This is a genomic window from Streptomyces sp. NPDC091272, assembly GCF_044757485.1.
Classification (GTDB): domain Bacteria; phylum Actinomycetota; class Actinomycetes; order Streptomycetales; family Streptomycetaceae; genus Streptomyces.
In genome coordinates this window covers 128,732-152,935 of the sequence record NZ_JBIVVC010000002.1, presented here as the reverse complement: position 1 = coordinate 152,935, position 24,204 = coordinate 128,732, and the positions used below count along the sequence as shown (strand labels likewise).

At 70.0% G+C, this 24,204-nt stretch carries 22 protein-coding genes and 1 tRNA gene; 22 read left to right on the top strand and 1 reads right to left on the bottom strand.

Going from position 1 to position 24,204, the window contains the following annotated elements; translation table 11 throughout:
- Positions 1-23: 23 nt before the first annotated feature.
- On the top strand, positions 24-1,178 hold the full coding sequence (locus ACIQM4_RS05495) for a Ku protein (protein WP_401586437.1): 1,155 nt from the start codon (positions 24-26) through the stop codon (positions 1,176-1,178).
- A 146-nt stretch (positions 1,179-1,324) separates the two neighbouring features.
- Here ACIQM4_RS05495 and ACIQM4_RS05490 read toward each other — a convergent pair.
- Positions 1,325-1,396: transfer RNA gene (locus tag ACIQM4_RS05490), tRNA-Arg, on the bottom strand.
- A gap of 122 nt (positions 1,397-1,518) precedes the next feature.
- Between ACIQM4_RS05490 and ACIQM4_RS05485 the strand changes: the two genes are divergently transcribed.
- The 21 genes from ACIQM4_RS05485 (at position 1,519) to atpA (ending at position 24,202) form a co-directional block, all read left to right on the top strand.
- Entirely contained in the window at positions 1,519-2,016 is a 498-nt protein-coding gene (locus ACIQM4_RS05485; RefSeq protein WP_401586434.1) for a PleD family two-component system response regulator, read from the top strand.
- A 71-nt stretch (positions 2,017-2,087) separates the two neighbouring features.
- The gene (gene nrtL / locus ACIQM4_RS05480) at positions 2,088-3,128 is read left to right on the top strand and encodes an ArgS-related anticodon-binding protein NrtL (RefSeq protein ID WP_401586431.1); all 1,041 of its coding nucleotides are present in this window, start codon (positions 2,088-2,090) and stop codon (positions 3,126-3,128) included.
- Positions 3,129-3,167: 39 nt separating this feature from the next.
- Entirely contained in the window at positions 3,168-4,559 is a 1,392-nt protein-coding gene (gene lysA, locus ACIQM4_RS05475) for a diaminopimelate decarboxylase (protein ID WP_401586429.1), read from the top strand.
- Between the two features lie 99 nt (positions 4,560-4,658).
- On the top strand, positions 4,659-5,948 hold the full coding sequence (locus ACIQM4_RS05470) for a homoserine dehydrogenase (RefSeq protein WP_401588095.1): 1,290 nt from the start codon (positions 4,659-4,661) through the stop codon (positions 5,946-5,948).
- A gap of 6 nt (positions 5,949-5,954) precedes the next feature.
- Entirely contained in the window at positions 5,955-7,025 is a 1,071-nt protein-coding gene (thrC, locus tag ACIQM4_RS05465) for a threonine synthase (RefSeq protein ID WP_401586426.1), read from the top strand.
- Positions 7,026-7,328: 303 nt separating this feature from the next.
- Entirely contained in the window at positions 7,329-8,261 is a 933-nt protein-coding gene (gene thrB / locus ACIQM4_RS05460) for a homoserine kinase (protein ID WP_401586424.1), read from the top strand.
- Between the two features lie 389 nt (positions 8,262-8,650).
- On the top strand, positions 8,651-10,789 hold the full coding sequence (gene rho, locus ACIQM4_RS05455; RefSeq protein WP_401586421.1) for a transcription termination factor Rho: 2,139 nt from the start codon (positions 8,651-8,653) through the stop codon (positions 10,787-10,789).
- Positions 10,790-11,156: 367 nt separating this feature from the next.
- Complete coding sequence (locus ACIQM4_RS05450; RefSeq protein ID WP_401586419.1) at positions 11,157-12,269, top strand: LCP family protein; 1,113 nt, start codon at positions 11,157-11,159, stop codon at positions 12,267-12,269.
- Positions 12,270-12,470: 201 nt separating this feature from the next.
- Positions 12,471-12,695: a 50S ribosomal protein L31 gene (gene rpmE, locus ACIQM4_RS05445; protein WP_401586417.1), complete on the top strand. Its 225-nt coding sequence runs from the start codon at positions 12,471-12,473 to the stop codon at positions 12,693-12,695.
- A 107-nt stretch (positions 12,696-12,802) separates the two neighbouring features.
- Positions 12,803-13,882 carry a peptide chain release factor 1 gene (gene prfA / locus ACIQM4_RS05440; RefSeq protein ID WP_401586414.1) on the top strand — a complete coding sequence of 360 codons (1,080 nt, stop codon included), beginning with the start codon at positions 12,803-12,805 and terminating at the stop codon, positions 13,880-13,882.
- 54 nt (positions 13,883-13,936) lie between these two features.
- Positions 13,937-14,782, top strand: a complete 846-nt coding sequence (gene prmC / locus ACIQM4_RS05435) for a peptide chain release factor N(5)-glutamine methyltransferase (RefSeq protein ID WP_401586411.1) — start codon at positions 13,937-13,939, stop codon at positions 14,780-14,782.
- A 62-nt stretch (positions 14,783-14,844) separates the two neighbouring features.
- A complete protein-coding gene (locus ACIQM4_RS05430) occupies positions 14,845-15,492 on the top strand; it encodes an L-threonylcarbamoyladenylate synthase (protein ID WP_401586409.1) in 648 nt (215 codons plus the stop codon).
- A complete protein-coding gene (locus ACIQM4_RS05425) occupies positions 15,489-16,136 on the top strand; it encodes a protein-tyrosine-phosphatase (RefSeq protein ID WP_401586407.1) in 648 nt (215 codons plus the stop codon). Before ACIQM4_RS05430 ends, ACIQM4_RS05425 begins: the two co-directional genes overlap by 4 nt.
- Positions 16,137-16,242: 106 nt before the next feature.
- Complete coding sequence (gene glyA, locus ACIQM4_RS05420) at positions 16,243-17,502, top strand: serine hydroxymethyltransferase (RefSeq protein ID WP_401586404.1); 1,260 nt, start codon at positions 16,243-16,245, stop codon at positions 17,500-17,502.
- A gap of 128 nt (positions 17,503-17,630) precedes the next feature.
- Positions 17,631-18,950 (top strand): MraY family glycosyltransferase, encoded by a 1,320-nt coding sequence (locus ACIQM4_RS05415; RefSeq protein ID WP_401586402.1) that lies wholly within the window; start codon positions 17,631-17,633, stop codon positions 18,948-18,950.
- Between the two features lie 279 nt (positions 18,951-19,229).
- Positions 19,230-19,667, top strand: a complete 438-nt coding sequence (locus ACIQM4_RS05410; RefSeq protein WP_401588092.1) for a hypothetical protein — start codon at positions 19,230-19,232, stop codon at positions 19,665-19,667.
- Between the two features lie 228 nt (positions 19,668-19,895).
- Positions 19,896-20,705 carry a F0F1 ATP synthase subunit A gene (gene atpB / locus ACIQM4_RS05405; RefSeq protein WP_401586399.1) on the top strand — a complete coding sequence of 270 codons (810 nt, stop codon included), beginning with the start codon at positions 19,896-19,898 and terminating at the stop codon, positions 20,703-20,705.
- A gap of 92 nt (positions 20,706-20,797) precedes the next feature.
- A complete protein-coding gene (atpE, locus tag ACIQM4_RS05400) occupies positions 20,798-21,061 on the top strand; it encodes an ATP synthase F0 subunit C (protein WP_401586397.1) in 264 nt (87 codons plus the stop codon).
- 42 nt (positions 21,062-21,103) lie between these two features.
- Positions 21,104-21,649: a F0F1 ATP synthase subunit B gene (locus tag ACIQM4_RS05395; RefSeq protein WP_401586395.1), complete on the top strand. Its 546-nt coding sequence runs from the start codon at positions 21,104-21,106 to the stop codon at positions 21,647-21,649.
- On the top strand, positions 21,646-22,461 hold the full coding sequence (locus ACIQM4_RS05390) for a F0F1 ATP synthase subunit delta (RefSeq protein WP_401586393.1): 816 nt from the start codon (positions 21,646-21,648) through the stop codon (positions 22,459-22,461). Before ACIQM4_RS05395 ends, ACIQM4_RS05390 begins: the two co-directional genes overlap by 4 nt.
- A gap of 145 nt (positions 22,462-22,606) precedes the next feature.
- A complete protein-coding gene (gene atpA, locus ACIQM4_RS05385) occupies positions 22,607-24,202 on the top strand; it encodes a F0F1 ATP synthase subunit alpha (protein ID WP_401586390.1) in 1,596 nt (531 codons plus the stop codon).
- Positions 24,203-24,204: the final 2 nt, after the last annotated feature.

Below are 24,204 nucleotides of genomic sequence, written 5' to 3'. Positions count from 1 at the left end.
TCCCACCGAAAGGGCCCACGGGCATGAGATCGATCTGGAACGGCTCCATCTCCTTCGGACTGGTCAGCATCCCCGTCAAGCTCTTCACCGCGACGGAGAACCACGCCATCTCCTTCCGGCAGATCCACACCGCGGACGGTGGCCGGATCCGCTACCGCAAGGTGTGCGAGCTGGACGAGCAGGAGGTGCAGTCGGCCGAGATCGGCAAGGGGTACGAGGACGCCGACGGCGCGGTCATCCCCATCACGGACGACGACCTGGCCGCCCTGCCGCTGCCGACCGCCCGCACGATCGAGATCGTGGCCTTCGTCCCGCTGGCCTCCGTCGACCCCCTCCAGATGGACCAGGCCTACTACCTCTCCGCCAACGGGGTCCCGGCCGCCAAGCCGTACACCCTCCTGCGCGAAGCGCTCTCCCGCAGCCGCAAGGTCGCCGTCGCGAAGTTCGCCCTGCGCGGGCGGGAGCGCCTCGGAATGCTGCGCGTCGTCGACGACGTGATCGCCATGCACGGTCTGCTCTGGCCGGACGAGATCCGCGGGCCCGAGGACGTCGCCCCCGAAGGAAACGTCACGGTCCGCGACGCCGAACTCGACCTGGCCGACACCCTGATGGACACCCTCGGCGAGGTCGACCTCGACTCCCTGCACGACGACTACCGCGCGGCGGTGGAGGAGCTGATCGCCGCCAAGTCCGAGAGCGGCGGCTCGATCTCACCGGCGACGACGGAGAAAACGGGTGGGGATGCCCAGGTCCTGGACCTGATGGCCGCCCTGAAGAACAGCGTCCGTGCCGCGAAGGACTCCCACGGCGGACCGCCGGACGCAGCCGAGAAGCCCCCCGCGAAGGTCACGGAACTGGACTCCCGGAAGAGGACGTCCGCCCCCAAGAAGGCACCGGCGCCAAAGAAGAGCACGGCCGCGAAGAAGACCACGGCAACGAAGAAGGCCACGGGCGTGAAGGGGACGACGGCCGCGAAGGCGACTGCTTCCACGGCGAGGAAGCCGGCTGCGGCCACGAAAAAGGCCGGCACGGAGAAGGCCGGCACGAAGGCCGCCACGGAGAAGGCCGCCACGGAGAAGGCCGGCACGAAGGCCGCCACGATGGCCGCCACGGAGAAGGCCGCCACGAAAAAGGCCCCTGCCAAGAAGGCCCCCGCCAGGAAACGGACTTCCGCCTGACCACCGCGCCGCGGAAGCACGGGCCGTCTCCCATATCGACCGACCCCTGCCGGCCCGTACCCGACCCGAACCTGCCCGTACATACGCGAAGACCCCGCAATCAGCGAAAACGCTGACCGCGGGGTCCTCGGACACTTCCTGCGAAGTGCCCCCGGCAGGATTCGAACCTGCGCACCCGGCTCCGGAGGCCGATGCTCTATCCCCTGAGCTACGGGGGCGTGTCGCACGGTGTGTCGGCGACGTGGTGAACCTTACCAGCTAGTGGCCGGTGCCCGTGAACAGATATCTGCGCGTTCCGCACGTCAGCCGTTGGCAAGCGCTTCCCCCGCGCGGGGCGGAAGTGGGTAAAACCCGTACGCGCTGCGGGAGTCCGACCTACTCTCGAAGAGTGCCGGGCGTGTTCGGCCGGGTCCTTGTCGTCGATGACAACAAGGTCATCCGGCAGCTGATCAAGGTCAATCTCGAGCTGGAGGGCTTCGAGGTCGTGACCGCCTCCGACGGTGCCGAATGCCTGGAGATCGTCCACCGGGTCTGCCCCGACGTGATCACCCTGGACGTCGTGATGCCCCGGCTCGACGGGCTCAGCACCGCCGCCCGGCTCCGCGCCGACCCCCGTACGGGTCACCTGCCGGTCGCCATCGTGAGTGCCTGTACGCAGTACGAGGTCGAGAGCGGCCTGGCAGCCGGGGTGGACGCCTTTCTCTCCAAGCCCTTCGAGCCCACCGAACTGGTCGGGCTGGTCCGGCGGCTGGCAGGTCAGGAGGAACCGCCGTCCACCGACGGCAGGCACCCCGCCGGGTACGGGCGGACCGCGCACGGGGCGCCCCCGGCCCCGTGACGGCCTCCGTACCCGCCCAGATGCTGAAACCCGTTCGCGGGAGCCACCCCCATCTCGCCTAGGCTTGGCGCGTGACCCCCGCAGAGCTCTCCCGTACCGTGCTGCGCGCCGTGTGCCGCGCCGTCGAGGAGGACGTGCTGCCCGCTCCGGTGCCCGAGCGGGCCTTCGTCGAGCGCACCAGGCCCGGCGGCACCGGGGAGTACGCCAGCAGTGTGGCCCTGCGGCTCGCCCGCGGCGCGGGCAGGCCGGCGCGCGAGGTCGCCGAGATCCTCCGCGAGCGGCTGGCCGACGCCCCCGGGCTCGCCGCGGTCGAGGTCACCGGACCGGGGTTCCTGAACTTCACGCTGGACGCGGGGTCGGGCGACGAGGTCGTACGGCAGCTGCTTGCCCAGGGTGGCGGCGAGGTCGTACGGCAGTCGCTCGCCCAAGGTGGCGGCGAGGTCGCACGGCCGCTGCTCGCCCAAGGCGCCGGAGGGTCCGACGCGGCCGGCCCGTCCGCCCATCCCATGCCGGCCCTGCCCGTGCCCACCCCCGCCCCGGCCGCCCTCGCCCGGCTCGGGCACGACGCCGCCGTCTGGGCGCTGCTGCTTCCCGCTGCCGACACCGACCTGCTCGCCCAGCATGAGCGGAACCCTCTCTTCCGGGTGCGGTACGCGTACTCCAGGACGCGGGCGCTGCGCAGGAACGCAGCCGACCTCGGCTTCGGTCCCTCGTACGAGAACCCCGGCCGGGCCGTCCCGGAGACGGCACCGGACATCACACCCGAGCCCGCCCCGGAGACCACACCGGGCATCGCACCCGAGCTTGTCCCCGGGCGGCTCGTCCCCGAGACCGCACCGGAAGCCGCCGCCGAACTCATGGCCCTGCTCGGGGCCTGGCCCGTCGAGCTCGACGCGGCCGGCCGGCTCGGCGCGCCCGAGCGCGTTGCCCGGTACCTCGTCACCGTCGCCGACGCCTTCCTCCGGTTCCACGACACGGTGCCCGTCCTGCCGCTGGGCGACGAGAAACCCTCGGCCGCCCACCGCTCCCGGCTGGCTCTCGCCGAAGCCGCCGGGACGGTGCTGGCCGGCGGCCTGTCCCAGCTCGGCATCAGTGCACCGGACCACCTGTGACGTGCGTGAAGACGTACGGGAAGAAGTGAGAGAAGAAGCATGAGCCGTTCCGCCCACCCCGCCGGGCCCCGCCACGCCGACGTGCTGACCGAGGGGCACTACTCCGCCCCCGCCGAGGACCTCAACGCCCTCGACGAGAAGGTCTGGGCGCGGACCGTCGAGCGGAACGCCGCCGGTGTCGTCACCGTCGGCGGACTCGAAGTCACCCGTCTGGCCGAGGAGTTCGGCACGCCCGCCTACTTCCTCGACGAGGCCGACTTCCGGGCCCGCTGCCGCGCCTGGGCCGACGCCTTCGGCAGCGACGCGGACGTCTTCTACGCGGGCAAGGCCTTCCTCTCGCGCGCGGTCGTGCGCTGGTTGCAGGAGGAGGGGCTGAACCTGGACGTGTGCTCGGGCGGCGAGCTGACCACCGCGCTCGACGCCGGCATGCCCGCCGAGCGCATCGCCTTCCACGGCAACAACAAGACCGTGGACGAGATCACCCGCGCCGTGGAGGCCGGGGTCGGGCGGATCGTGCTCGACTCCTTCCAGGAGATCGTCCGCGTCGCGCACATCGCCCACGAGCGCGGCCTTCGCCAGCGGGTCCAGATCCGGGTGACGGTGGGCGTCGAGGCGCACACCCACGAGTTCATCGCCACCGCCCACGAGGATCAGAAGTTCGGCATCGCGCTGGCCGGCGGACAGGCGGCGGAGGCCGTGCGGCGGACGCTCGCGCTGGACGGGCTCGAACTCATCGGGATCCACTCGCACATCGGGTCGCAGATCTTCGACATGGCGGGCTTCGAGGTCTCGGCGCGACGCGTCGTACAGCTGCTGGCCGAGGTGCGCGACGAGCACGGCGTGGAGCTCCCGGAGATCGACCTCGGCGGCGGACTCGGCATCGCGTACACCCCCGAGGACGACCCCAGCGAGCCGCACCACATCGCCAAGGCGCTCACCGAGATCGTCACTCGCGAATGCGAAGCGGCAAACCTCAGGACCCCCCGCATCTCGGTCGAGCCCGGACGCGCCATCGTCGGCCCCACCGCCTTCACGCTGTACGAGGTGGGGACCGTCAAGCCGCTGGAGGGCCTGCGGACCTACGTCAGCGTGGACGGCGGCATGTCGGACAACATCAGGACCGCCCTGTACGACGCCGAGTACAGCGTGGCGCTCGTCTCCCGCCGCTCCGACGCCGAGCCGATGCTGGTGCGGGTGGTCGGCAAGCACTGCGAGAGCGGCGACATCGTCGTACGGGACGCGTTCCTGCCTGCCGACACCGCCCCCGGCGACCTGCTCGCCGTGCCCGCCACCGGCGCGTACTGCCGCTCCATGGCGAGCAATTACAACCACGCACTGCGCCCGCCCGTCGTCGCCGTCAGGGACGGCGCGGCCCGGGTGATCGTCCGGCGCGAGACCGAGGAAGATCTCCTGCGGCTCGATGTCGGCTAGTGGAATCCTTGTCTCAGCCACTGGACGGGGGATAGAAACTCCCGTCCGGTGGGTGAGACTGGTCAACACCGTAAGAAGTATGAGGAGTGAGGTCGGATGATGCGTACGCGTCCGCTGAAGGTGGCGCTGCTGGGCTGTGGTGTGGTCGGCTCAGAGGTGGCGCGCATCATGACGACGCACGCCGACGACCTCACGGCGCGTATCGGGGCTCCCGTGGAGCTCGTCGGGGTGGCCGTCCGCCAGCCCTCCAAGGTGCGCGAGGGCATCGACCCCGCGCTCATCACCACCGACGCGACCGCCCTGGTCAAACGGGGTGACATCGACGTGGTCATTGAGGTCATCGGCGGCATCGAGCCCGCCAGGACCCTGATCACCACGGCCTTCGAGCACGGCGCGTCGGTCGTCTCCGCGAACAAGGCGCTGCTTGCCGAGGACGGCGCGGCACTGCACGCCGCCGCCGAGAAGCACGGCCGGGACCTCTACTACGAGGCCGCCGTCGCGGGCGCCATTCCGCTGGTACGGCCGCTGCGCGAGTCCCTCGCGGGCGACAAGGTCAACCGCGTGCTGGGCATCGTCAACGGCACCACCAACTTCATCCTCGACAAGATGGACACGAGCGGAGCCGGTTACTCCGAGGCGCTCGACGAGGCCACCGCCCTCGGGTACGCCGAGGCCGACCCGACCGCCGACGTCGAGGGCTTCGACGCCGCCGCCAAGGCCGCCATCCTCGCCGGGATCGCCTTCCACACCCGGGTCAAGATCGGCGACGTGCACCGCGAGGGGCTGACCGAGGTAACCGCCGCGGACATCGCTTCCGCAAAGCGGATGGGCTGCACCGTCAAGCTGCTCGCCATCTGCGAGCGGGCCCTGGACGGGAATTCCGTCACCGCGCGCGTGCACCCGGCCATGATCCCGCTGACCCACCCGCTGGCCTCCGTCCGTGAGGCGTACAACGCGGTGTTCGTGGAGGCGGAGGCCGCCGGGCAGCTTATGTTCTACGGGCCTGGAGCAGGCGGCGCGCCCACCGCGTCCGCGGTGCTCGGCGACCTCGTGGCCGTCTGCCGCAACAAGCTCGGCGGGTCCACAGGGCCCGGCGAGTCCGCGTACACGCGTCTGCCCGTCAGCCCGATGGGCGACGTCGTCACGCGGTACCACATCAGCCTCGACGTGGCCGACAAGCCGGGCGTGCTCGCCCAGGTCGCGACGGTCTTCGCCGAACACGACGTGTCGATCGACACCGTCCGCCAGTCGGGGAAGGACGGCGAGGCCTCCCTCGTCGTCGTCACCCACCGCGCGCCCGACGCGGCCCTCTCCGGGACCGTCGAAGCGCTGCGCAAGCTCGACACCGTCAGAGGTGTCGCCAGCATCATGCGTGTTGAAGGGGAGTAAGGACCCATGACCATCAAGGGCACCCACCAGTGGCGCGGCATCATCGAGGAGTACCGGGACCGGCTCCCGGTGACGGCCACGACGCCGGTCGTCTCGCTCGGCGAGGGCGGCACGCCGCTCGTCCGCGCGCAGGTCCTCTCCGAGCGCACGGGCTGCGAGGTGTACCTCAAGGTCGAGGGCGCCAACCCGACCGGGTCCTTCAAGGACCGCGGCATGACCATGGCGATCACGCGGGCCAAGGAGGAGGGCGCGAAGGCCGTCATCTGCGCCTCCACCGGCAACACCTCCGCGTCCGCCGCCGCCTACGCGGTACGGGCCGGAATGGTCTGCGCCGTGCTCGTCCCGCAGGGCAAGATCGCGCTCGGCAAGATGGGCCAGGCACTCGTGCACGGCGCCAAGATCCTCCAGGTCGACGGCAACTTCGACGACTGCCTGACGCTGGCCCGCTCGCTGTCGGACAACTACCCGGTGGCGCTGGTCAATTCGGTGAACCCGGTCCGCATCGAGGGCCAGAAGACCGCCGCCTTCGAGATCGTGGACGCACTCGGTGACGCCCCCGACATCCACGTCCTCCCGGTCGGCAACGCGGGCAACATCACCGCGTACTGGAAGGGGTACAAGGAGTACGCGGGCGACGAACTGGCCACGCACACCCCGCGGATGTGGGGTTACCAGGCCTCGGGCTCCGCGCCGATCGTCCGCGGCGAGATCGTCAAGGACCCCTCGACGGTCGCCACCGCGATCCGGATCGGCAACCCGGCCTCCTGGAGCTTCGCGCTCGCCGCACGGGACGAGTCCGACGGCCGTATCGACGAGGTGACGGACCGTCAAATCCTGGCCGCCTACCGCCTGTTGGCCGCCCAGGAGGGCGTCTTCGTGGAGCCCGCCTCGGCCGCGTCGGTCGCCGGTCTGCTGAAGGCCGCCGAAGCGGGCCAGGTCGACAAGGGTCAGCGCATCGTCTGCACGGTCACCGGCAACGGCCTCAAGGACCCCGAGTGGGCCACCGCGGGAGCCCCGCCGGCCACGGCTGTCCCGGTCGACGCCGCCATCGCCGCGGAGAAGCTCGGCCTCGCGTAGCACGCCCCCGCCCCGGGCGCGGGCCGTGCTTCCGGGGGCGCGGGGGAGTGCGCGACCAGCCACTACGGTCTCGCGCGGTTCCCCGCGCCCCGGGCGGACGGCCGCCCGGCCCCGCGACCGTCCGCGTCCGGGCGACACGTGCGCCTCCTGTGCGCCCTATGTCCTCATGGAACCTTCCTTCGATAGGCTGTACCCAACCTGCCGCGCCGCATATGCCGCGGTGCTGTTGCCGTCAGGCCCCGGGTGCGCCAGCTTGTGAAGTCCCCACCCCACGCCCCAGCCACACAAGGAGATCGTCGAGCGATGGCCGGTCCTGCTTTCCGAGCCGCCGCCGTACGCGTGCGTGTCCCCGCCACCAGTGCCAACCTGGGGCCGGGCTTCGACGCCTTCGGCCTGTCGTTGGGGCTCTACGACGACGTGGTGGTACGCGTCGCCGACTCCGGCCTGCACATCGACATCGCGGGCGAGGGCGCCGAGACGCTGCCCCGCGACGAGCGGCACCTGCTCGTACGGTCCCTGCGCACCGCCTTCGACGTCCTCGGCGGCCAGCCGCGCGGCCTGGAGATCGTCTGCGCCAACCGCATCCCGCACGGCCGCGGCCTCGGCTCCTCGTCCGCCGCCATCTGCGCGGGCATCATGGCCGCCCGCGCGGTGACCATAGGCGGCGACGCCAAGCTGGACGACGAGGCCCTGCTCGAACTCGCCACCGAGATCGAGGGACACCCCGACAACGTGGCCGCCTGCCTGCTCGGCGGCTTCACGCTCGCCTGGATGGACTCCGGCGCCGCCCGCGCCATTCGGATGGACCCCTCGGACGGAGTCGTTCCGGTGGTTTTCGTCCCGTCGGTACCCGTCCTTACCGAGGCCGCCCGCGGTCTGCTCCCGCGTACCGTCCCCCATGTGGACGCAGCCGTGAACGCGGGCCGTGCCGCCCTGCTCGTGGAGGCGCTGACCAGGCGCCCCGAGCACCTGCTGGCCGCCACCGAGGACCGTCTGCACCAGGACTACCGCACCCCCGCGATGCCCGAGAGCGTCGCGCTCGTCAACCGGCTGCGCGCGGACGGCGTCCCCGCGGTCATCTCCGGCGCGGGCCCCACGGTCCTCGCCCTGACCGAGGACCACGCGGCCGACAAGGTCGTGCGGATGGCGGGCGACGGGTGGGCAGCGGGCAGGCTCTCCCTCGACGCCGCGGGCGCGAGCGTGCTTCCGCTCGCCCAGCAGGACGCGGCCGGCTAGGGCCGGGCCCGGTCCGTGGGTGATTGCCGGTGGATGAGAGGGGGAATGTTTGTTGGAGCCGGTAGTGTTAATCTCAAGTCTGCATCCGACGCCTTCGCGGCGTGGTGCATCGTGTCCCCTTCGGGACCGTCTTCTTCCGGGAGCCTCCCCAAACTGCCTGAGCAGCCTGCCTGAGCAGTTTTGAGCACGCTCCGGAACCGGCACGACACCCCGCGTTCTTCCCAGAGGGGGCAACTGGGGACTTCGGGTCGGAACCCCACGCACGTTTATCTCCCCGCCACATCCGGCGGACCACCGCCCCGGCACGGTTCTCCACACGGGACCGCCGGCACAGCACAACCGGTCGCCGAGCCAGACAGGCCGACGTCCGCTCCAGGGAAGGACCCTTCGTGAGCGACACCACCGATCTGATGGGCGTGACTGCCGACAAGAATGTCGACAACGCGTCCGACGCAGGTGCTGCCACCGGCAGTGCCCCACGGCGCCGCCGCTCCGGCACCGGCCTGGACGGCATGGTCCTGGCCGAGCTGCAGCAGGTCGCGTCCGGCCTCGGGATCAAGGGCACCGCGCGGATGCGCAAGGGCCAGCTGATCGAGGTCATCAAGGAGACGCAGGCCGGTGGCTCGGCCCCGGCCAAGAGCGCCGATGCCGGCGACGCCGAGGCCAAGCCGAAGCGCCGTGCCGCCACCAAGGCGCGCGGCGCGGCGAACGCCGCCCCGGAAGCCGCCAAGGACGCCGCCGCGCCGGAAGCCGCGGCTGCGGAAGCTGCCGCCCCGGCCGGGAAGAAGGCCGAGAAGGCCGTTTCCCAGCAGCAGATCGACATCCCCGGTCAGCCTGCCAGCGACGACCAGCCGTCCGGCGAGCGCCGCCGCCGTCGCGCCACCGCGGCGGCCGGCAGCCCCGAACAGGCCACCGCCGCAAGCGAGGTGACGGACCGCCAGAAGTCCGAGCCCAAGGGTGACGTCAAGACCGAGGCCAAGGCCGAGGCGCAGACGGACACCAGGGCGGACCAGGCGGCGGACAACGCCGAGGGCCGGCGCGACCGCGGCCAGCGCGGGGAGCGCCAGGGTCGCGGCGACCGCCAGGACCGCGGCGACCGGCAGAGCCGCCGCGACCGGGACCGGGACCGCGGCAACAAGGGCGGCGGCGACGACCAGGGCCGCCAGCAGCGCCAGGGTGGCAACCAGGGCGGCCAGGGGAACCAGGGCAACCAGGGCGGCAGCAACCAGGGCCGTGACAACCAGGGCCGTGACAACGGTCCCCAGGACGACGACGACTTCGAGGGCGGCCGCCGTGGCCGCCGCGGCCGCTACCGCGACCGCCGTGGCCGCCGTGGCCGCGACGAGTTCGGCAGCGACGCCCCGCCGCAGGTCAACGACGACGACGTGCTGATCCCCGTCGCGGGCATCCTGGACATCCTCGACAACTACGCGTTCATCCGGACCTCCGGCTACCTGCCCGGCCCGAACGACGTGTACGTCTCGCTGGCCCAGGTCCGCAAGAACGGCCTGCGCAAGGGCGACCACACCACCGGTGCGGTCCGCCAGCCCAAGGACGGCGAGCGCCGCGAGAAGTTCAACGCGCTGGTGCGCCTGGACTCCGTCAACGGTATGGCGCCGGAGAGCGGCCGGGGCCGCCCCGAGTTCCAGAAGCTCACCCCGCTGTACCCGCAGGACCGGCTGCGCCTGGAGACCGACCCGGGCGTCCTGACGACCCGGATCATCGACCTCGTCGCGCCGATCGGCAAGGGCCAGCGCGGTCTGATCGTGGCCCCGCCGAAGACCGGCAAGACCATGATCATGCAGGCCATCGCCAACGCGATCACGGTCAACAACCCCGAGTGCCACCTGATGGTCGTCCTGGTCGACGAGCGTCCGGAAGAGGTCACCGACATGCAGCGGTCGGTGAAGGGCGAGGTCATCTCCTCGACCTTCGACCGTCCCGCCGAGGACCACACCACCGTCGCCGAGCTGGCCATCGAGCGCGCCAAGCGCCTCGTGGAGCTGGGTCACGACGTGGTCGTGCTGCTCGACTCGATCACCCGGCTCGGCCGTGCGTACAACCTGGCGGCCCCGGCCTCCGGGCGCATCCTCTCCGGTGGTGTCGACTCGACCGCGCTCTACCCGCCGAAGCGCTTCTTCGGCGCGGCGCGCAACATCGAGGACGGCGGCTCGCTGACCATCCTCGCCACCGCGCTGGTCGACACCGGCTCGCGGATGGACGAGGTGATCTTCGAGGAGTTCAAGGGCACCGGCAACATGGAGCTCAAGCTCGACCGCAAGCTCGCCGACAAGCGCATCTTCCCCGCGGTGGACGTCGACCCGTCCGGTACCCGTAAGGAAGAGATCCTGCTCAACGCCGAGGAGCTGGCGATCGTCTGGAAGCTGCGCCGGGTGCTGCACGCACTCGACTCGCAGCAGGCCATCGAGCTGCTGCTCGACAAGATGAAGCAGACGAAGTCGAACGCCGAGTTCCTGATGCAGATCGCCAAGACGACGCCGTCCGGCAACGGAAGCGGCAACGACTAGGAGCGGCAACGCCCTGTCGGGCTGATCAGCTCCGGCAGGTACGACCCGAGGGCCCCGCCACGCACGCTGTGGCGGGGCCCTCGCGTCGTGACCGACCCGATGACCGACCCGAGACTTGCGCCACATCCGTCACTGGGAGTGATCATGGGCGGCGTCTCGTCCGGGTGCGTAAAAGGGCAGCTCAGATAGGATAAGAAGCGCTCTTAAAGAGTCCTGCAAGCATCTCCGGCAGCCCTCTTCCCCCGAGGCCGACACAGGACGCCGTGCAACCCTTCTGGGTGATCCACCGTCTGACAAGTGACGACAAACCGTGCCTGATCCACCACGGCAGGGGGTACGCGGGTATCCACGAGGGACTGAGGAGCGCATGAGCGAGACCGGCAGGGGCAGTGGCCGAATACGCGCCACCGGCAGACGCCGCAAGGGACGCACCAAGGGCCGCAGGGCCGTCACCACGCTGGCCTGGGTGGCCGCGGGTGTGGTGGTCCTCGGTGGCGGCGGGCTCGGTTACGTGTACTTCAAGCTCGACGGCAACCTGCACGGCGTCGACATCAACGGCGCCCTCGGCACCGACCGCCCCGAGGAGGTCGACAACGGCTCGCAGGACATCCTCGTCCTGGGCTCCGACTCCCGGCACGGCGACAACGGCAAGTACGGCACGGACGAGGGCGGAGCGCGCTCCGACACCGCGATGGTCCTGCACGTCTACCCGGGCCACAAGAAGGCCGCCATCGTCTCGATACCGCGCGACACCCTGGTCTCCCGCCCCGACTGCGTCTCCGACAACGACGGCAAGACGCCGATCCCGGCCGCCGAGCGCCAGATGTTCAACACGGCGTACGAGGTGGGCGGGCCCGCCTGCGCGGTCAAGACCGTCGAGAAGATGTCCGGCATCCGGATGGACCACTACGTCGAGGTGGACTTCACCGGCTTCAAGAAGCTCATCGACGAGCTCGGCGGCGTCCCGATCACCACCAAGAAGGCGATCAAGGACCCCAAGAGCCACCTCGACCTGCCGCCCGGCACCCACCAGCTGAACGGCGAGCAGTCCCTCGGCCTGGTGCGGACCCGCAAGAGCGTCGGCGACGGCAGTGACCTGGGCCGCATCCAGCTCCAGCAGGCGTTCATGAAGGCCCTCATCGGCCAGGTCAAGGACGTCGGAGTCTTCACCAACCCGAAGAAGCTCTACGACCTCGCCGACGCGGCCACCAAGACGGTCACCACCGACAGCGACCTGGCCTCCGTGAACAGCCTGGTCTCCTTCGCGGACGGCCTCAAGGGCATCGGCGCCGAGGACATGAAGATGGTCACGCTGCCGGTCCAGTACGACCCGCAGGACCTCAACCGGGTACTGCCGCTGGAGAAGCAGGGGCAGCAGCTGTGGCAGGCGCTCCGGGCGGAGCAGCCCATTCCGGCGTCCGTCTCCGAGGGTGCGGCCGGCGACAAGAGCGACGCGGGCCAGATAGTCAAGAGCGGCTGAGGCCCCGGCCCGCCCCCGTGGAACACAGCTGAGGCCCCGGCCCGCCCCCGTGGAATACATCGGGGCCCGTCCCCGTTGAGACGATTACCTTCGAATTTTGAAGCGCGGGCCAGCCCTGGCAGACTGGTCCGTCGGCCCCGGTTCACGTACCCGCAAATCCGCGGATGCGACCCGGTGCCCTCCCGAAACCTAGGAGTCACCTTGAAGCGCGATGTTCACCCCGAGTACGTCGAGACCCAGGTCAGCTGCACCTGTGGCGCGTCGTTCACCACCCGTAGCACCCTGACCGACGGCACCATCCGTGCCGAGGTCTGCTCCGAGTGCCACCCGTTCTACACGGGCAAGCAGAAGATCCTCGACACCGGCGGCCGTGTGGCCCGCTTCGAGGCCCGCTTCGGCAAGGCTGCCGGCTCCGCCGCGAAGTAGCGAGTCATCGCGCCGGTCCTCGACCGCTCCGTACAGGGGCGGCGATGACCGGCGCTTTGTCGTGACGCACCGCACCTTCCTAAACTTGAGCGAAACCAGGAGCCGAGATGTTCGAGGCGGTCGAGGACCTGATCGGCGAGCACGCCGATCTTGAGAAGAAGCTGGCGGACCCGTCGGTCCACGCGGACCAGGCCAACGCGCGCAAGCTCAACAAGCGCTACGCCGAGCTGACCCCGATCATCCGGACCTATCTGTCCTGGAAGCAGACCGGCGACGACATCGAGACGGCCCGCGAGTTCATCGCGGACGACCCGGACTTCGCGGCCGAGGTCAAGGACCTGGAGAAGCGCCGCGGCGAGATCACCGAGGAGCTGCGTCTCCTGCTCGTCCCCCGCGACCCCAGCGACGACAAGGACGTGATCCTTGAGGTCAAGGCGGGCGCGGGCGGCGACGAGTCGGCCCTCTTCGCCGGTGACCTGCTGCGCATGTACCTGCGGTACGCGGAGCGCGTCGGCTGGAAGACCGAGATCATCGACGCCACCGAGTCCGAGCTGGGCGGCTACAAGGACGTCCAGGTCGCCGTGAAGACCAAGGGCGGCAACGGTGCCACCGAGCCCGGCCAGGGCGTCTGGGCCCGCCTGAAGTACGAGGGCGGCGTGCACCGGGTGCAGCGGGTGCCCTCCACCGAGTCGCAGGGCCGTATCCACACCTCCGCCGCCGGCGTGCTCGTCACGCCCGAGGCCGAGGAGGTCGACGTCGAGATCCACGCCAACGACCTGCGCATCGACGTGTACCGGTCCTCCGGTCCCGGCGGCCAGTCCGTCAACACCACCGACTCCGCGGTGCGCATCACGCACCTGCCGACCGGTGTCGTCGCCTCCTGCCAGAACGAGAAGAGCCAGCTCCAGAACAAGGAGCAGGCCATGCGCATCCTGCGCTCCCGGCTGCTCGCCGCCGCCCAGGAGGCCGCCGAGCGCGAGGCCTCGGACGTGCGTCGCAGCCAGGTCCGTACGGTCGACCGCTCCGAGAAGATCCGTACGTACAACTTCCCGGAAAACCGGATCTCCGACCACCGCGTGAACTTCAAGGCGTACAACTTGGACCAGGTGCTCGACGGCGATCTCGCCGCCGTCATCCAGGCCCTCGTCGACGCGGACTCCGCGGCCAAGCTCGCCGCCGCACAGTAGGCGTCCGCAACCGACTGCCCACTCCCAGCTGTCCCTGCAAGCCGGAGGATCCGGATGAATCTGCTGCTCGCCGAGGTGGCGCAGGCCACCCAGCGGCTGGCCGACGCCGGCGTGCCCTCACCGCGCTTCGACGCGGAGGAGCTCGCCTCGTTCGTGCACGGTGTCAAGCGGGGAGAGCTGCACCGGGTCCCCGACAGCGACTTCGACGCCCGCTACTGGGAGGCCATCGCCCGCCGCGAGGCCCGCGAACCGCTCCAGCACATCACCGGCCGCGCCTTCTTCCGCTACCTGGAGCTCCAGGTGGGGCCCGGCGTCTTCGTGCCCCGGCCCGAGACCGAGTCGGTCGTCAGCTGGGCCATAGACGCCGTACGCGCCATGGACGTCGTCGAACCGCTGATCGTCGACCTGTGCACCGGCTCGGGCGCCATCGCGCTCGCGCTGGCCCAGGAGGTGCCGCGCTCGCGCGTGCACGCGGTGGAACTGGACGAGGGCGCCCTGAAGTGGACGCGCAAGAACGTCGACGGCTCCCGGGTCTCCCTGCACCACGGGGACGCGCTCACCGCGCTGCCCGAGCTGGACGGCCAGGTCGACCTGGTGATCTCCAACCCGCCGTACATCCCGCTCACCGAGTGGGAGTACGTCGCGCCGGAGGCCCGGGACCACGACCCCCAGATGTCGCTGTTCTCCGGCGAGGACGGCCTCGACCTGATCCGCGGCATCGAGCGCACCGCGCACCGGCTGCTGCGCCCCGGCGGCGTCGTGGTCATCGAGCACGCGGACACCCAGGGCGGCCAGGTCCCGTGGATCTTCACCGAGGAGCGGGGCTGGGCGGATGCCGCCGACCACCCGGACCTCAACAACAGGCCCCGCTTCGCGACCGCCCGCAAGGCGATGCCGTGAGCGGGGAAGCGTACGACGTGAGTGTGTACAGCCCGATGTTCCTGCCCGAGGGGGTCCGTTAAATGGCACGGCGATACGACTGCAACGACGCGACCGACCGCAAGACCGGTCTGCGTGAAGCCGCCTCGGCCGTCCGCCGCGGTGAGCTGGTCGTGCTGCCCACCGACACCGTGTACGGGATCGGCGCGGACGCGTTCAGCAGCGAGGCGGTCGCCGACCTCCTCGACGCCAAGGGCCGGGGCCGCAACATGCCCACGCCCGTTCTCATCGGCTCGCCGAACACCCTGCACGGTCTGGTCACCGACTTCTCCGAGCAGGCCTGGGAGCTCGTCGACGCGTTCTGGCCCGGCGGGCTCACCCTGGTCGCCAAGCACCAGCCGTCCCTCCAGTGGGACCTCGGTGACACCCGTGGCACCGTCGCCATCCGGATGCCGCTGCACCCGGTCGCCATCGAGCTGCTCACCGAGGTCGGTCCGATGGCCGTCTCCTCCGGCAACCTCACGGGCCATCCGTCCCCCGAGACCTGCGACGACGCCCTGAACATGCTCGGCGACTCCGTCTCCGTCTACCTGGACGGCGGCCCCACCCCGGGCAACCTCCCCTCCTCCATCGTCGACGTCACCGGCCCGGTGCCGGTGCTCCTGCGGGCCGGAGTGCTCAGCGCGGAGGAGCTCCGCAAGGTCGTACCCGATCTTGAGGTGGCGAGTTGACCGCCCTTGACGGGCGTGGCACAGCAGAAGGCATATCGGGGACCACCTTCCGTATCCTCCACGTCAGCACCGGCAACGTCTGCCGCTCGCCGATCACCGAGCGGCTGACCCGCCATGCCCTGGAGGAGCGCCTCGGCGACCCCTCCATCGGCGGGCTCGTCGTGGAGAGCGCCGGCACCTGGGGACACGAGGGCGCCCCCATGGAGGCCAACGCCGCCGCCGTCCTCGCCGACTTCGGCGCCGACGCCTCCGGCTTCACCGGGCGCGAACTGCTCGACGAGCACGTCATCCGCGCCGACCTCGTCCTGACCGCGACCCGCGACCACCGCGCCCAGGTCATCTCGATGGGCCACTCCGCGGGCCTGCGCACCTTCACCCTGAAGGAGTTCAACCGCCTGGTACGGGCCATAGACCCGCTCACCCTGCCGGACCCCCTGGAGGACGGCGTGGTGGAGCGTGCCCGTGCGTTGGTACGGGCTGCCGCGGCGTTGCGGGGCTGGTTGTTGGCGCCGAGCGAGGAGGCGGACGAGGTGTACGACCCGTACGGGGCGCCGATCACCTTCTTCCGCTCGATCGGCGAGGAGATCAACCTGGCGCTGGATCCCGTGGTGACGGCGCTGACGGGCGTGCCGGCCAAGGGCTGAGCGGGGTCGCGCGGGGTCCGTCCCCGCGTACGCCGGGCGGGCGGGGCGTGGCGGGCCTACATTGGGGGACACGTCACAGAAGTCCCTCCGAGGCCCGGAGCCAGAGATGCCTGTCGTCGCCGCACCCGCTCCCACCCCCTCCGTGCCCGCGGGCGCCGATTTCGACGCGCTCGCCCGGCAGGACCCGGAGATCGCCGCCGTCGTACGGGACGAGGCACGCCGCGAGGCCGACGGGCTCCAGCTGATCGCCGCGGAGAACTTCACCTCGCGGGCGGTACTGGCCGCCCTCGGGTCCCCTCTGGCCAACAAGTACGCCGAGGGGTACCCGGGGGCCCGTCACCACGGCGGCTGCGACGTCGTCGACGGCGCCGAGCGGATCGCGGTCGACCGGGCCAAGGGGCTGTTCGGCGCGGAGCACGCGAACGTACAGCCGCACTCCGGTTCCGCCGCGGTGCTCGCCGCCTACGCCGCGCTGCTCAAGCCCGGGGACGCCCTGCTGGCGATGGGGCTGCCGTCCGGCGGGCACCTCACCCACGGGTCGCCGGTGAACTTCTCCGGCCGCTGGTTTGACGTGGTGGGGTACGGCGTCGACGCGGAGAGCGGGCTGATCGACTACGAGCAGGTGTACGCGCTCGCCCGCACCCACCGGCCCCGGGCCATCGTGGTGGGCTCCATCTCCTACCCCCGCCACCCCGACTACGCGGCCTTCCGCGCCATCGCGGACGACGTCGGGGCGTACCTCCTGGCCGACGCCGCGCATCCGATCGGCCTGGTCGCCGGGGGAGCGGCGCCCAATCCGGTTCCGTACGCGGACGTCGTCTGTGCCACGACGCACAAGGTGCTGCGCGGGCCGCGCGGCGGGATGCTGCTGTGCGGCGGCGAACTGGCGGAGCGGATCGACCGCGCGGTGTTCCCCTTCACCCAGGGGGGCGCGCAGATGCACACGATCGCGGCGAAGGCGGTGGCCTTCGGCGAGGCGGCGCGGCCGGCCTTCACCGCGTACGCCCATCAGGTGGTCTCCAACGCGCGTGTCCTCGCCGACGGGCTCGCCGCCGAGGGCTTCGTCGTCCCCACGGGCGGCACGGACACCCATCTGATCACCGTCGATCCTTCCCCCCTGGGGCTGGACGGACGCGAGGCACGGGCGCGGCTCGCGGCGGCGGGTGTGGTGCTCGACACCTGCGCACTGCCCTACGGCGACGGGCGGGGCCTGCGGCTCGGCACGGCCGCCGTGACCACCCAGGGCATGGGGGAGGCGGAGATGGCGCGGGTCGCCGCGCTGTTCGCGCAGGCGCTGAGGGGGGAGCGGAATGCGGCCACGGAGGTACGCGAGCTGGCCCGGAGGTTTCCCCCGTACGCGGGATGAATCCGCGGCCGTACGCGTGAGGAATCCGCCGCGCGGAACCGGCCAGGGGCACCCGAGTGTCTTCATCCGTGTGGTCGCGAAGCTAGGGTGTGGGGCTGAGATGGTCAGCGACAACTGTGGGGCAGCCCGTGCGTGAATACCTGTTGACGCTCTGCGTCACGGCCGCGGTGACGTATCTGCTGACGGGCCCGGTGCGGAAGTTCGCCATCGCGGCCGGAGCGATGCCGGAGATCCGCGCCCGTGACGTCCACCGGGAGCCGACACCGCGGCTCGGCGGGATCGCCATGTTCGGCGGTCTGTGCGCGGGCCTGCTCGTGGCGGACCACCTGGCCAGCCTCAACGGGGTGTTCGAGCTCTCCAACGAGCCGCGGGCGCTGCTCTCCGGAGCCGCGGTGATCTGGCTGATCGGCGTGCTCGACGACAAGTTCGAGATCGACGCCCTGATCAAGCTGGGCGGCCAGTTCATCGCCGCCGGCGTGATGGTCATGCAGGGCCTGACCGTCCTCTACCTGCCGATCCCCGGCATCGGCACCGTCTCGCTGACCCCCTGGCAGGGCAATCTGCTGACCGTCGCCCTGGTCGTCATCACCATCAACGCGGTGAACTTCGTGGACGGTCTGGACGGGCTGGCGGCCGGCATGGTCTGCATCGCCACCGCCGCGTTCTTCCTGTACGCCTACCGCATGTGGTTCCGGTACGGGATCGAGGAGGCGGCCCCCGCCACCCTGTTCGCCGCGATCCTGATGGGCATGTGCCTGGGCTTCCTGCCGCACAACATGCATCCGGCGCGCATCTTCATGGGCGACTCGGGCTCGATGCTCATCGGGCTCGTGCTCGCGGCCGGCGCGATCTCGATCACCGGGCAGGTCGACCCGGACGCACTCAAGCTGTTCGTCGGCGGCGAGCGCAACGCCACCCACGCGATGCTGCCGGTCTTCATTCCGCTGCTGCTACCGCTGACGATCATCGCGATCCCGTTCGCCGACCTGATCCTGGCGATCGTGCGGCGCACCTGGCAGGGCAAGTCGCCGTTCGCGGCGGACCGCGGGCATCTGCACCACCGGCTGCTGGAGATCGGGCACTCGCACAGCAGGGCCGTACTGATCATGTACTTCTGGTCGGCGCTGATCGCGTTCGGCATGGTCGCCTACTCGGTGGCCAAGGAGAGCATGTGGTTCGTCATGCTCGTCGTCGTGCTGAGCGCGCTGGGTCTGCTGCTGCTGCTCCTGCCGCGCTTCACGCCCCGCGCCCCGCGCTGGATGGAGGCGTTCGTTCCGCCCCGCTACCGGCGTCGGCGCAACCAGGTCGTGGCCTCCTCGGCGGCGGGCTCCCCCGACGGGGCTGCCGGAGCCGCGGCGGCGGAGGAGAGCGACGAGGCGGACCGCACCCCGGTCCCGGCCGGCGTCAACGGGGCGACAGCGGTGGGCCCCCGTTCGCGTTTCAACTGACATAGCCACGTTGACGATTGCCTCAGTGCAGCCCAATACCAGACAAAGCGATGACGCGCACTGCACACACGGGCGGAGTCACCCTCATGTGTGACAGCAACCACACTTTCTGGGTAAAGACTGCATCAAATAGTTTGTGATACGGTTCACGAGACCCGGCGACAGAGCCGCGGGACCGCTGTGCGACGGTCCGGCGGCCCGAGGACCCTTCTCGATCCGGGCTTACGCTCGTCCATGACGACACCCACTGCCCCCACCAAGCAAAGCGGAGCTGCCGCCATGCCGTCCAACGACGCCCGGACACTCCTCCGAACCGCTGTGCCTTCCGCTGCCGTCGGCGTGCTCGCCGTCCTGGTCGGCGCGGTGCTCGGCGGCGGCGAGGCAGCGCTCGGGGCACTCGTGGGCGCAGCGCTGGCGATCGTCTTCATGGGGGGTGGGCTGGTGGCACTCCAGCGCACCGCGAAGCGCCTGCCGCAGCTCTTCCAGGCCATGGGGCTCCTGCTCTATGTGCTCCAACTGCTGCTGCTGTTCGTCTTCCTGGCAGTGTTCAAGGGAACAGAGCTGTTCGACTTCAAGGCGTTCGGTTTCGCACTGCTCGCCGTCACCCTCGTGTGGATCGCCGCCCAGGCGCGCGCCTACATGAAGGCCAAGATTCTTTACGTCGACGACGCGTCCGCCGAGGCCGACAAGTCCCAGAAGACCGGGTCGTCGTCGTGAAGGGTAGGGCCGGGATAAATGGCCGTTCGAGATGCTGCTATCGTCCGGTGCCAACTGCGGCACTGCGGGCGCGGGCATCCGAGCTGACGCCTGTCCCAGCGCGAGGCTCGATGCCGAACCGCCCCGCCCAGCTTTCCAAGACCACCAGTCCAGTGCCGACCCGCGGCTTCCTGCCGCGCCGACACAACGAGGTTGCCGTACCTATGCGCCACGCTGAAGGAGCCCGCGGTGAGTGCTGACACAACGCTTGCCTTTGATGCGAGCTGCCACATTTTCTCCGGATGCGGGTTCCCGGCTCCGGGCCTCCACACCTTCATGTACAAGCCGATGTTCGAGGTGGCGGGCTTCGAGTTCACGAAGCCCATGCTGCTCGCGCTGCTGAGCACGGTGGTGATCGTCGCGTTCTTCTGGGCGGCGTTCAACAAGCCGAAGCTGGTTCCCGGCAAGGTTCAGATGATCGGTGAGGCCGGGTACGACTTCGTACGCCGCGGCATCGTGTACGAGATCATCGGCAAGAAGGACGGCGAGAAGTACGTCCCGCTGATGGTGTCGCTGTTCTTCTTCATCTGGATCATGAACATCTGGTCGATCATTCCGCTCGCCCAGTTCCCGGTCCCGTCGCTGATCGCCTTCCCGGCCGGTCTCGCACTGATCGTGTACGTGCTCTGGGTCGGACTGACCTTCAAGAAGCACGGCTGGTCCGGCGCCTGGAAGAACATCACCGGCTACGACAAGTCGCTCGGCTGGGTGCTCCCGCTGGTCGTCGTGATCGAGTTCTTCTCGAACCTGATCATCCGCCCGTTCACCCACGCGGTCCGACTGTTCGCGAACATGTTCGCCGGCCACCTGCTGCTGGTGATGTTCACGCTGGCCTCCTGGTACCTGATGAACGGGATCGGCATCGCCTACGGCGCCGTGTCCTTCGTCATGGTCCTGGTGATGACGCTCTTCGAGCTGTTCATCCAGGCCGTCCAGGCATACGTCTTCGTGCTCCTGGCCTCCAGCTACATCCAGGGCGCACTCGCCAAGGGCCACTGAGCCAGCACCGCTGAGCCGGCCCCGCCCCCAAGAACCAACAGACGTCCGGTGGCCAACCCCCACCGGTCCGTGAAAGAGAAGGAAGTAACGGCATGTCCGCTGCTCTCGAGCTTGTCAACCTCGCTGCCGAAGGCTCTGCCAAGACCACCCTGGTCGGCAACGTCGCCTCCATCGGCTACGGCCTCGCGGCGATCGGCCCCGGCGTCGGCGTCGGCATCATCTTCGGTAACGGCACCCAGGCCCTCGCGCGTCAGCCCGAGGCCGCCGGCCTGATCCGCACCAACCAGATCATGGGCTTCGCCTTCTGTGAGGCTCTCGCCCTCATCGGCATCGTCATGGGCTTCGTCTACCAGTAAGCCCGGACCGACAGCCAACTACCTTTCACGGAAGGCACTGATGTGAACGCTCTGTTCCTTGCGGCAGCGGAGGAGCCTCAGAATCCTCTGGTCCCGCATCTCGACGAGCTGGTCATCGGTCTGATCGCCTTCGTCATCGTCTTCGGTTTCCTCGCCAAGAAGCTCCTCCCGAACATCAACAAGGTTCTGGACGAGCGCCGCGAGGCCATCGAAGGCGGTATCGAGAAGGCCGATGAGGCCCGGATCGAAGCCGAGAGCGTCCTGGAGCAGTACAAGGCTCAGCTCGCCGAGGCCCGCCACGAGGCCGCGCGCCTGCGCCAGGAGGCGCTGGAGCAGGGCACTGCGCTCAAGGAAGACCTGCGCGCAGAGGGCCAGCGGCAGCGTGAGGAAATCATCGCTGCCGGTCACGCCCAGATCGAGGCCGACCGCAAGCAGGCCGCACTCTCGCTGCGTCAGGACGTCGGCAAGCTCGCCACCGACCTGGCCGGCAAGCTGGTCGGCGAGTCCCTCGAGGACTCCGCCCGGCAGAGCCGCACCATCGACCGTTTCCTCAACGAACTTGAGGAGAAGGCCGAGGCGGCCCGATGAACGGCGCGAGCCGCGAGGCACTGGCGGGTGCCCGGGACAGCCTCGACGCGCTGACGGACACCAGCTCCGTCGACGTGACGAAGCTGGCCGGTGACCTGTCCGCCGTCACCGCGCTGCTCGACCGTGAGGTCTCGCTGCGCCGGGTCCTGACCGACCCGTCGCAGCCCGGTGAGGCCAAGGCCGAACTGGCCGGCCGACTGCTCACCGGTCAGGTGGACGGCGCGGCCGTCGACCTGGTCAAGGGCATGGTCCGGTCCCGCTGGTCGCAGTCCCGCGACCTGGTCGACGCGGCGGAGGAGCTGGCGAACACCGCCGACCTCACCGCCGCGCAGCAGGCCGGCTCCCTCGACAACGTCGAGGACGAGCTGTTCCGCTTCGGCCGGATCGTCTCGTCCAACCCGGCACTGCGCGCCGCGCTCACCGACAAGTCGGCCACCACCGCCGCCAAGAGCCAGCTGCTGCGCAGCCTGCTCGGGGGCAAGGCCGAGACGGTCACCGAGCGTCTGGTCGCACGCCTTGTGACGCAGCCTCGTGGACGTAGCCTGGAATCGGGACTCGAGTCCCTCTCCAAGCTGGCCGCGGAGCGCCGCAGCCGGATGGTCGCGGAGGTCACCTCCGCGGTACCGCTGAGTGACCCGCAGAAGCAGCGCCTCGGCGCGGCCCTGGCGAAGATCTACGGTCGCGAGATGCACCTGAACCTCGACGTGGACCCCGCGGTCCTCGGCGGTATCCAGGTCCGCGTCGGCGACGAGTTCATCAACGGGACCATCGCGGAGCGCCTCGACGAGGCGTCCCGCCGCATGGCCGGCTGACGTCAGCACAGCGCACAAGCAACGCAGTAAAAGCACCGAAGCACCACGCATTGCCGGCGGCCCGGTTGGGCCGCAGAGGATTCCTGGGGGCCGACCCCAGACCCCTAGAAAACTTCGGGCCCAACAAGGAGAGCAGGGAACCCAGATGGCGGAGCTCACGATCCGGCCGGAGGAGATCCGGGACGCACTGGAGAACTTCGTCCAGTCGTACCAGCCGGACGCGGCCTCTCGCGAGGAGGTCGGAACTGTCAGCGTTGCCGGCGACGGCATCGCGAAGATCGAGGGACTTCCCTCGGCCATGGCGAACGAGCTGCTGAAGTTCGAGGACGGAACGCTCGGTCTCGCGCTCAACCTCGAAGAGCGCGAAATCGGCGCGGTCGTCCTCGGCGAGTTCAGCGGGATCGAGGAGGGCCAGCCGGTGCAGCGCACCGGTGAGGTGCTCTCCGTCGGCGTCGGCGAGGGTTACCTCGGCCGCGTCGTCGACCCGCTCGGCAACCCGATCGACGGACTCGGCGAGATCGAGACCGAGGGCCGCCGCGCCCTGGAGCTCCAGGCTCCGGGCGTCATGGTCCGTAAGTCCGTGCACGAGCCGATGCAGACCGGCTACAAGGCGATCGACGCGATGGTCCCGGTCGGCCGCGGTCAGCGTCAGCTGATCATCGGCGACCGCCAGACCGGCAAGACCGCGCTGGCCGTCGACACGATCATCAACCAGCGTGACAACTGGCGCTCGGGCGACGTGAACAAGCAGGTGCGCTGCATCTACGTCGCCATCGGTCAGAAGGGCTCGACCATCGCCTCCGTGCGTGGTGCGCTCCAGGAGGCCGGCGCGCTCGAGTACACGACGATCGTCGCCGCCCCCGCGTCCGACCCGGCCGGCTTCAAGTACCTGGCGCCGTACACCGGTTCGGCCATCGGCCAGCACTGGATGTACGCCGGCAAGCACGTCCTGATCATCTTCGACGACCTGTCGAAGCAGGCCGACGCCTACCGCGCCGTGTCGCTGCTGCTGCGCCGTCCGCCGGGCCGCGAGGCCTACCCGGGCGACGTCTTCTACCTGCACTCGCGTCTCCTTGAGCGCTGCGCGAAGCTGTCGGACGAGCTGGGCGCCGGTTCGATGACGGGTCTGCCGATCGTCGAGACCAAGGCGAACGACGTGTCGGCGTTCATTCCGACCAACGTCATCTCCATCACCGACGGCCAGTGCTTCCTTGAGTCCGACCTGTTCAACGCGGGCCAGCGCCCGGCGCTGAACGTCGGTATCTCGGTCTCCCGCGTCGGTGGCTCGGCCCAGCACAAGGCCATGAAGCAGGTTTCCGGCCGACTGCGCCTGGACCTCGCCCAGTACCGTGAGCTGGAGGCGTTCGCCGCCTTCGGTTCCGACCTGGACGCGGCCTCCAAGTCGTCGCTGGAGCGCGGCAAGCGCCTGGTCGAGCTGCTGAAGCAGGGCCAGTACCAGCCGATGCCGATCGAGGAGCAGGTCGTCTCCGTCTGGGCCGGCACCACCGGCAAGATGGACGAGGTCCCGGTCGAGGACATCCGTCGCTTCGAGAACGAGCTGCTGGACTACCTGCGCCGCGAGCGCAAGGAGCTCCTCACCTCGATCGCCGACGGCGGCAAGATGAACGACGACACGCTCCAGTCCATCGCCGACGCGATCACCACGTTCAAGGGACGGTTCGAGACCTCGGACGGCAAGTCCCTGGGCGAGGACGCACCGGCCGTCAACGTCTCCAAGTGACG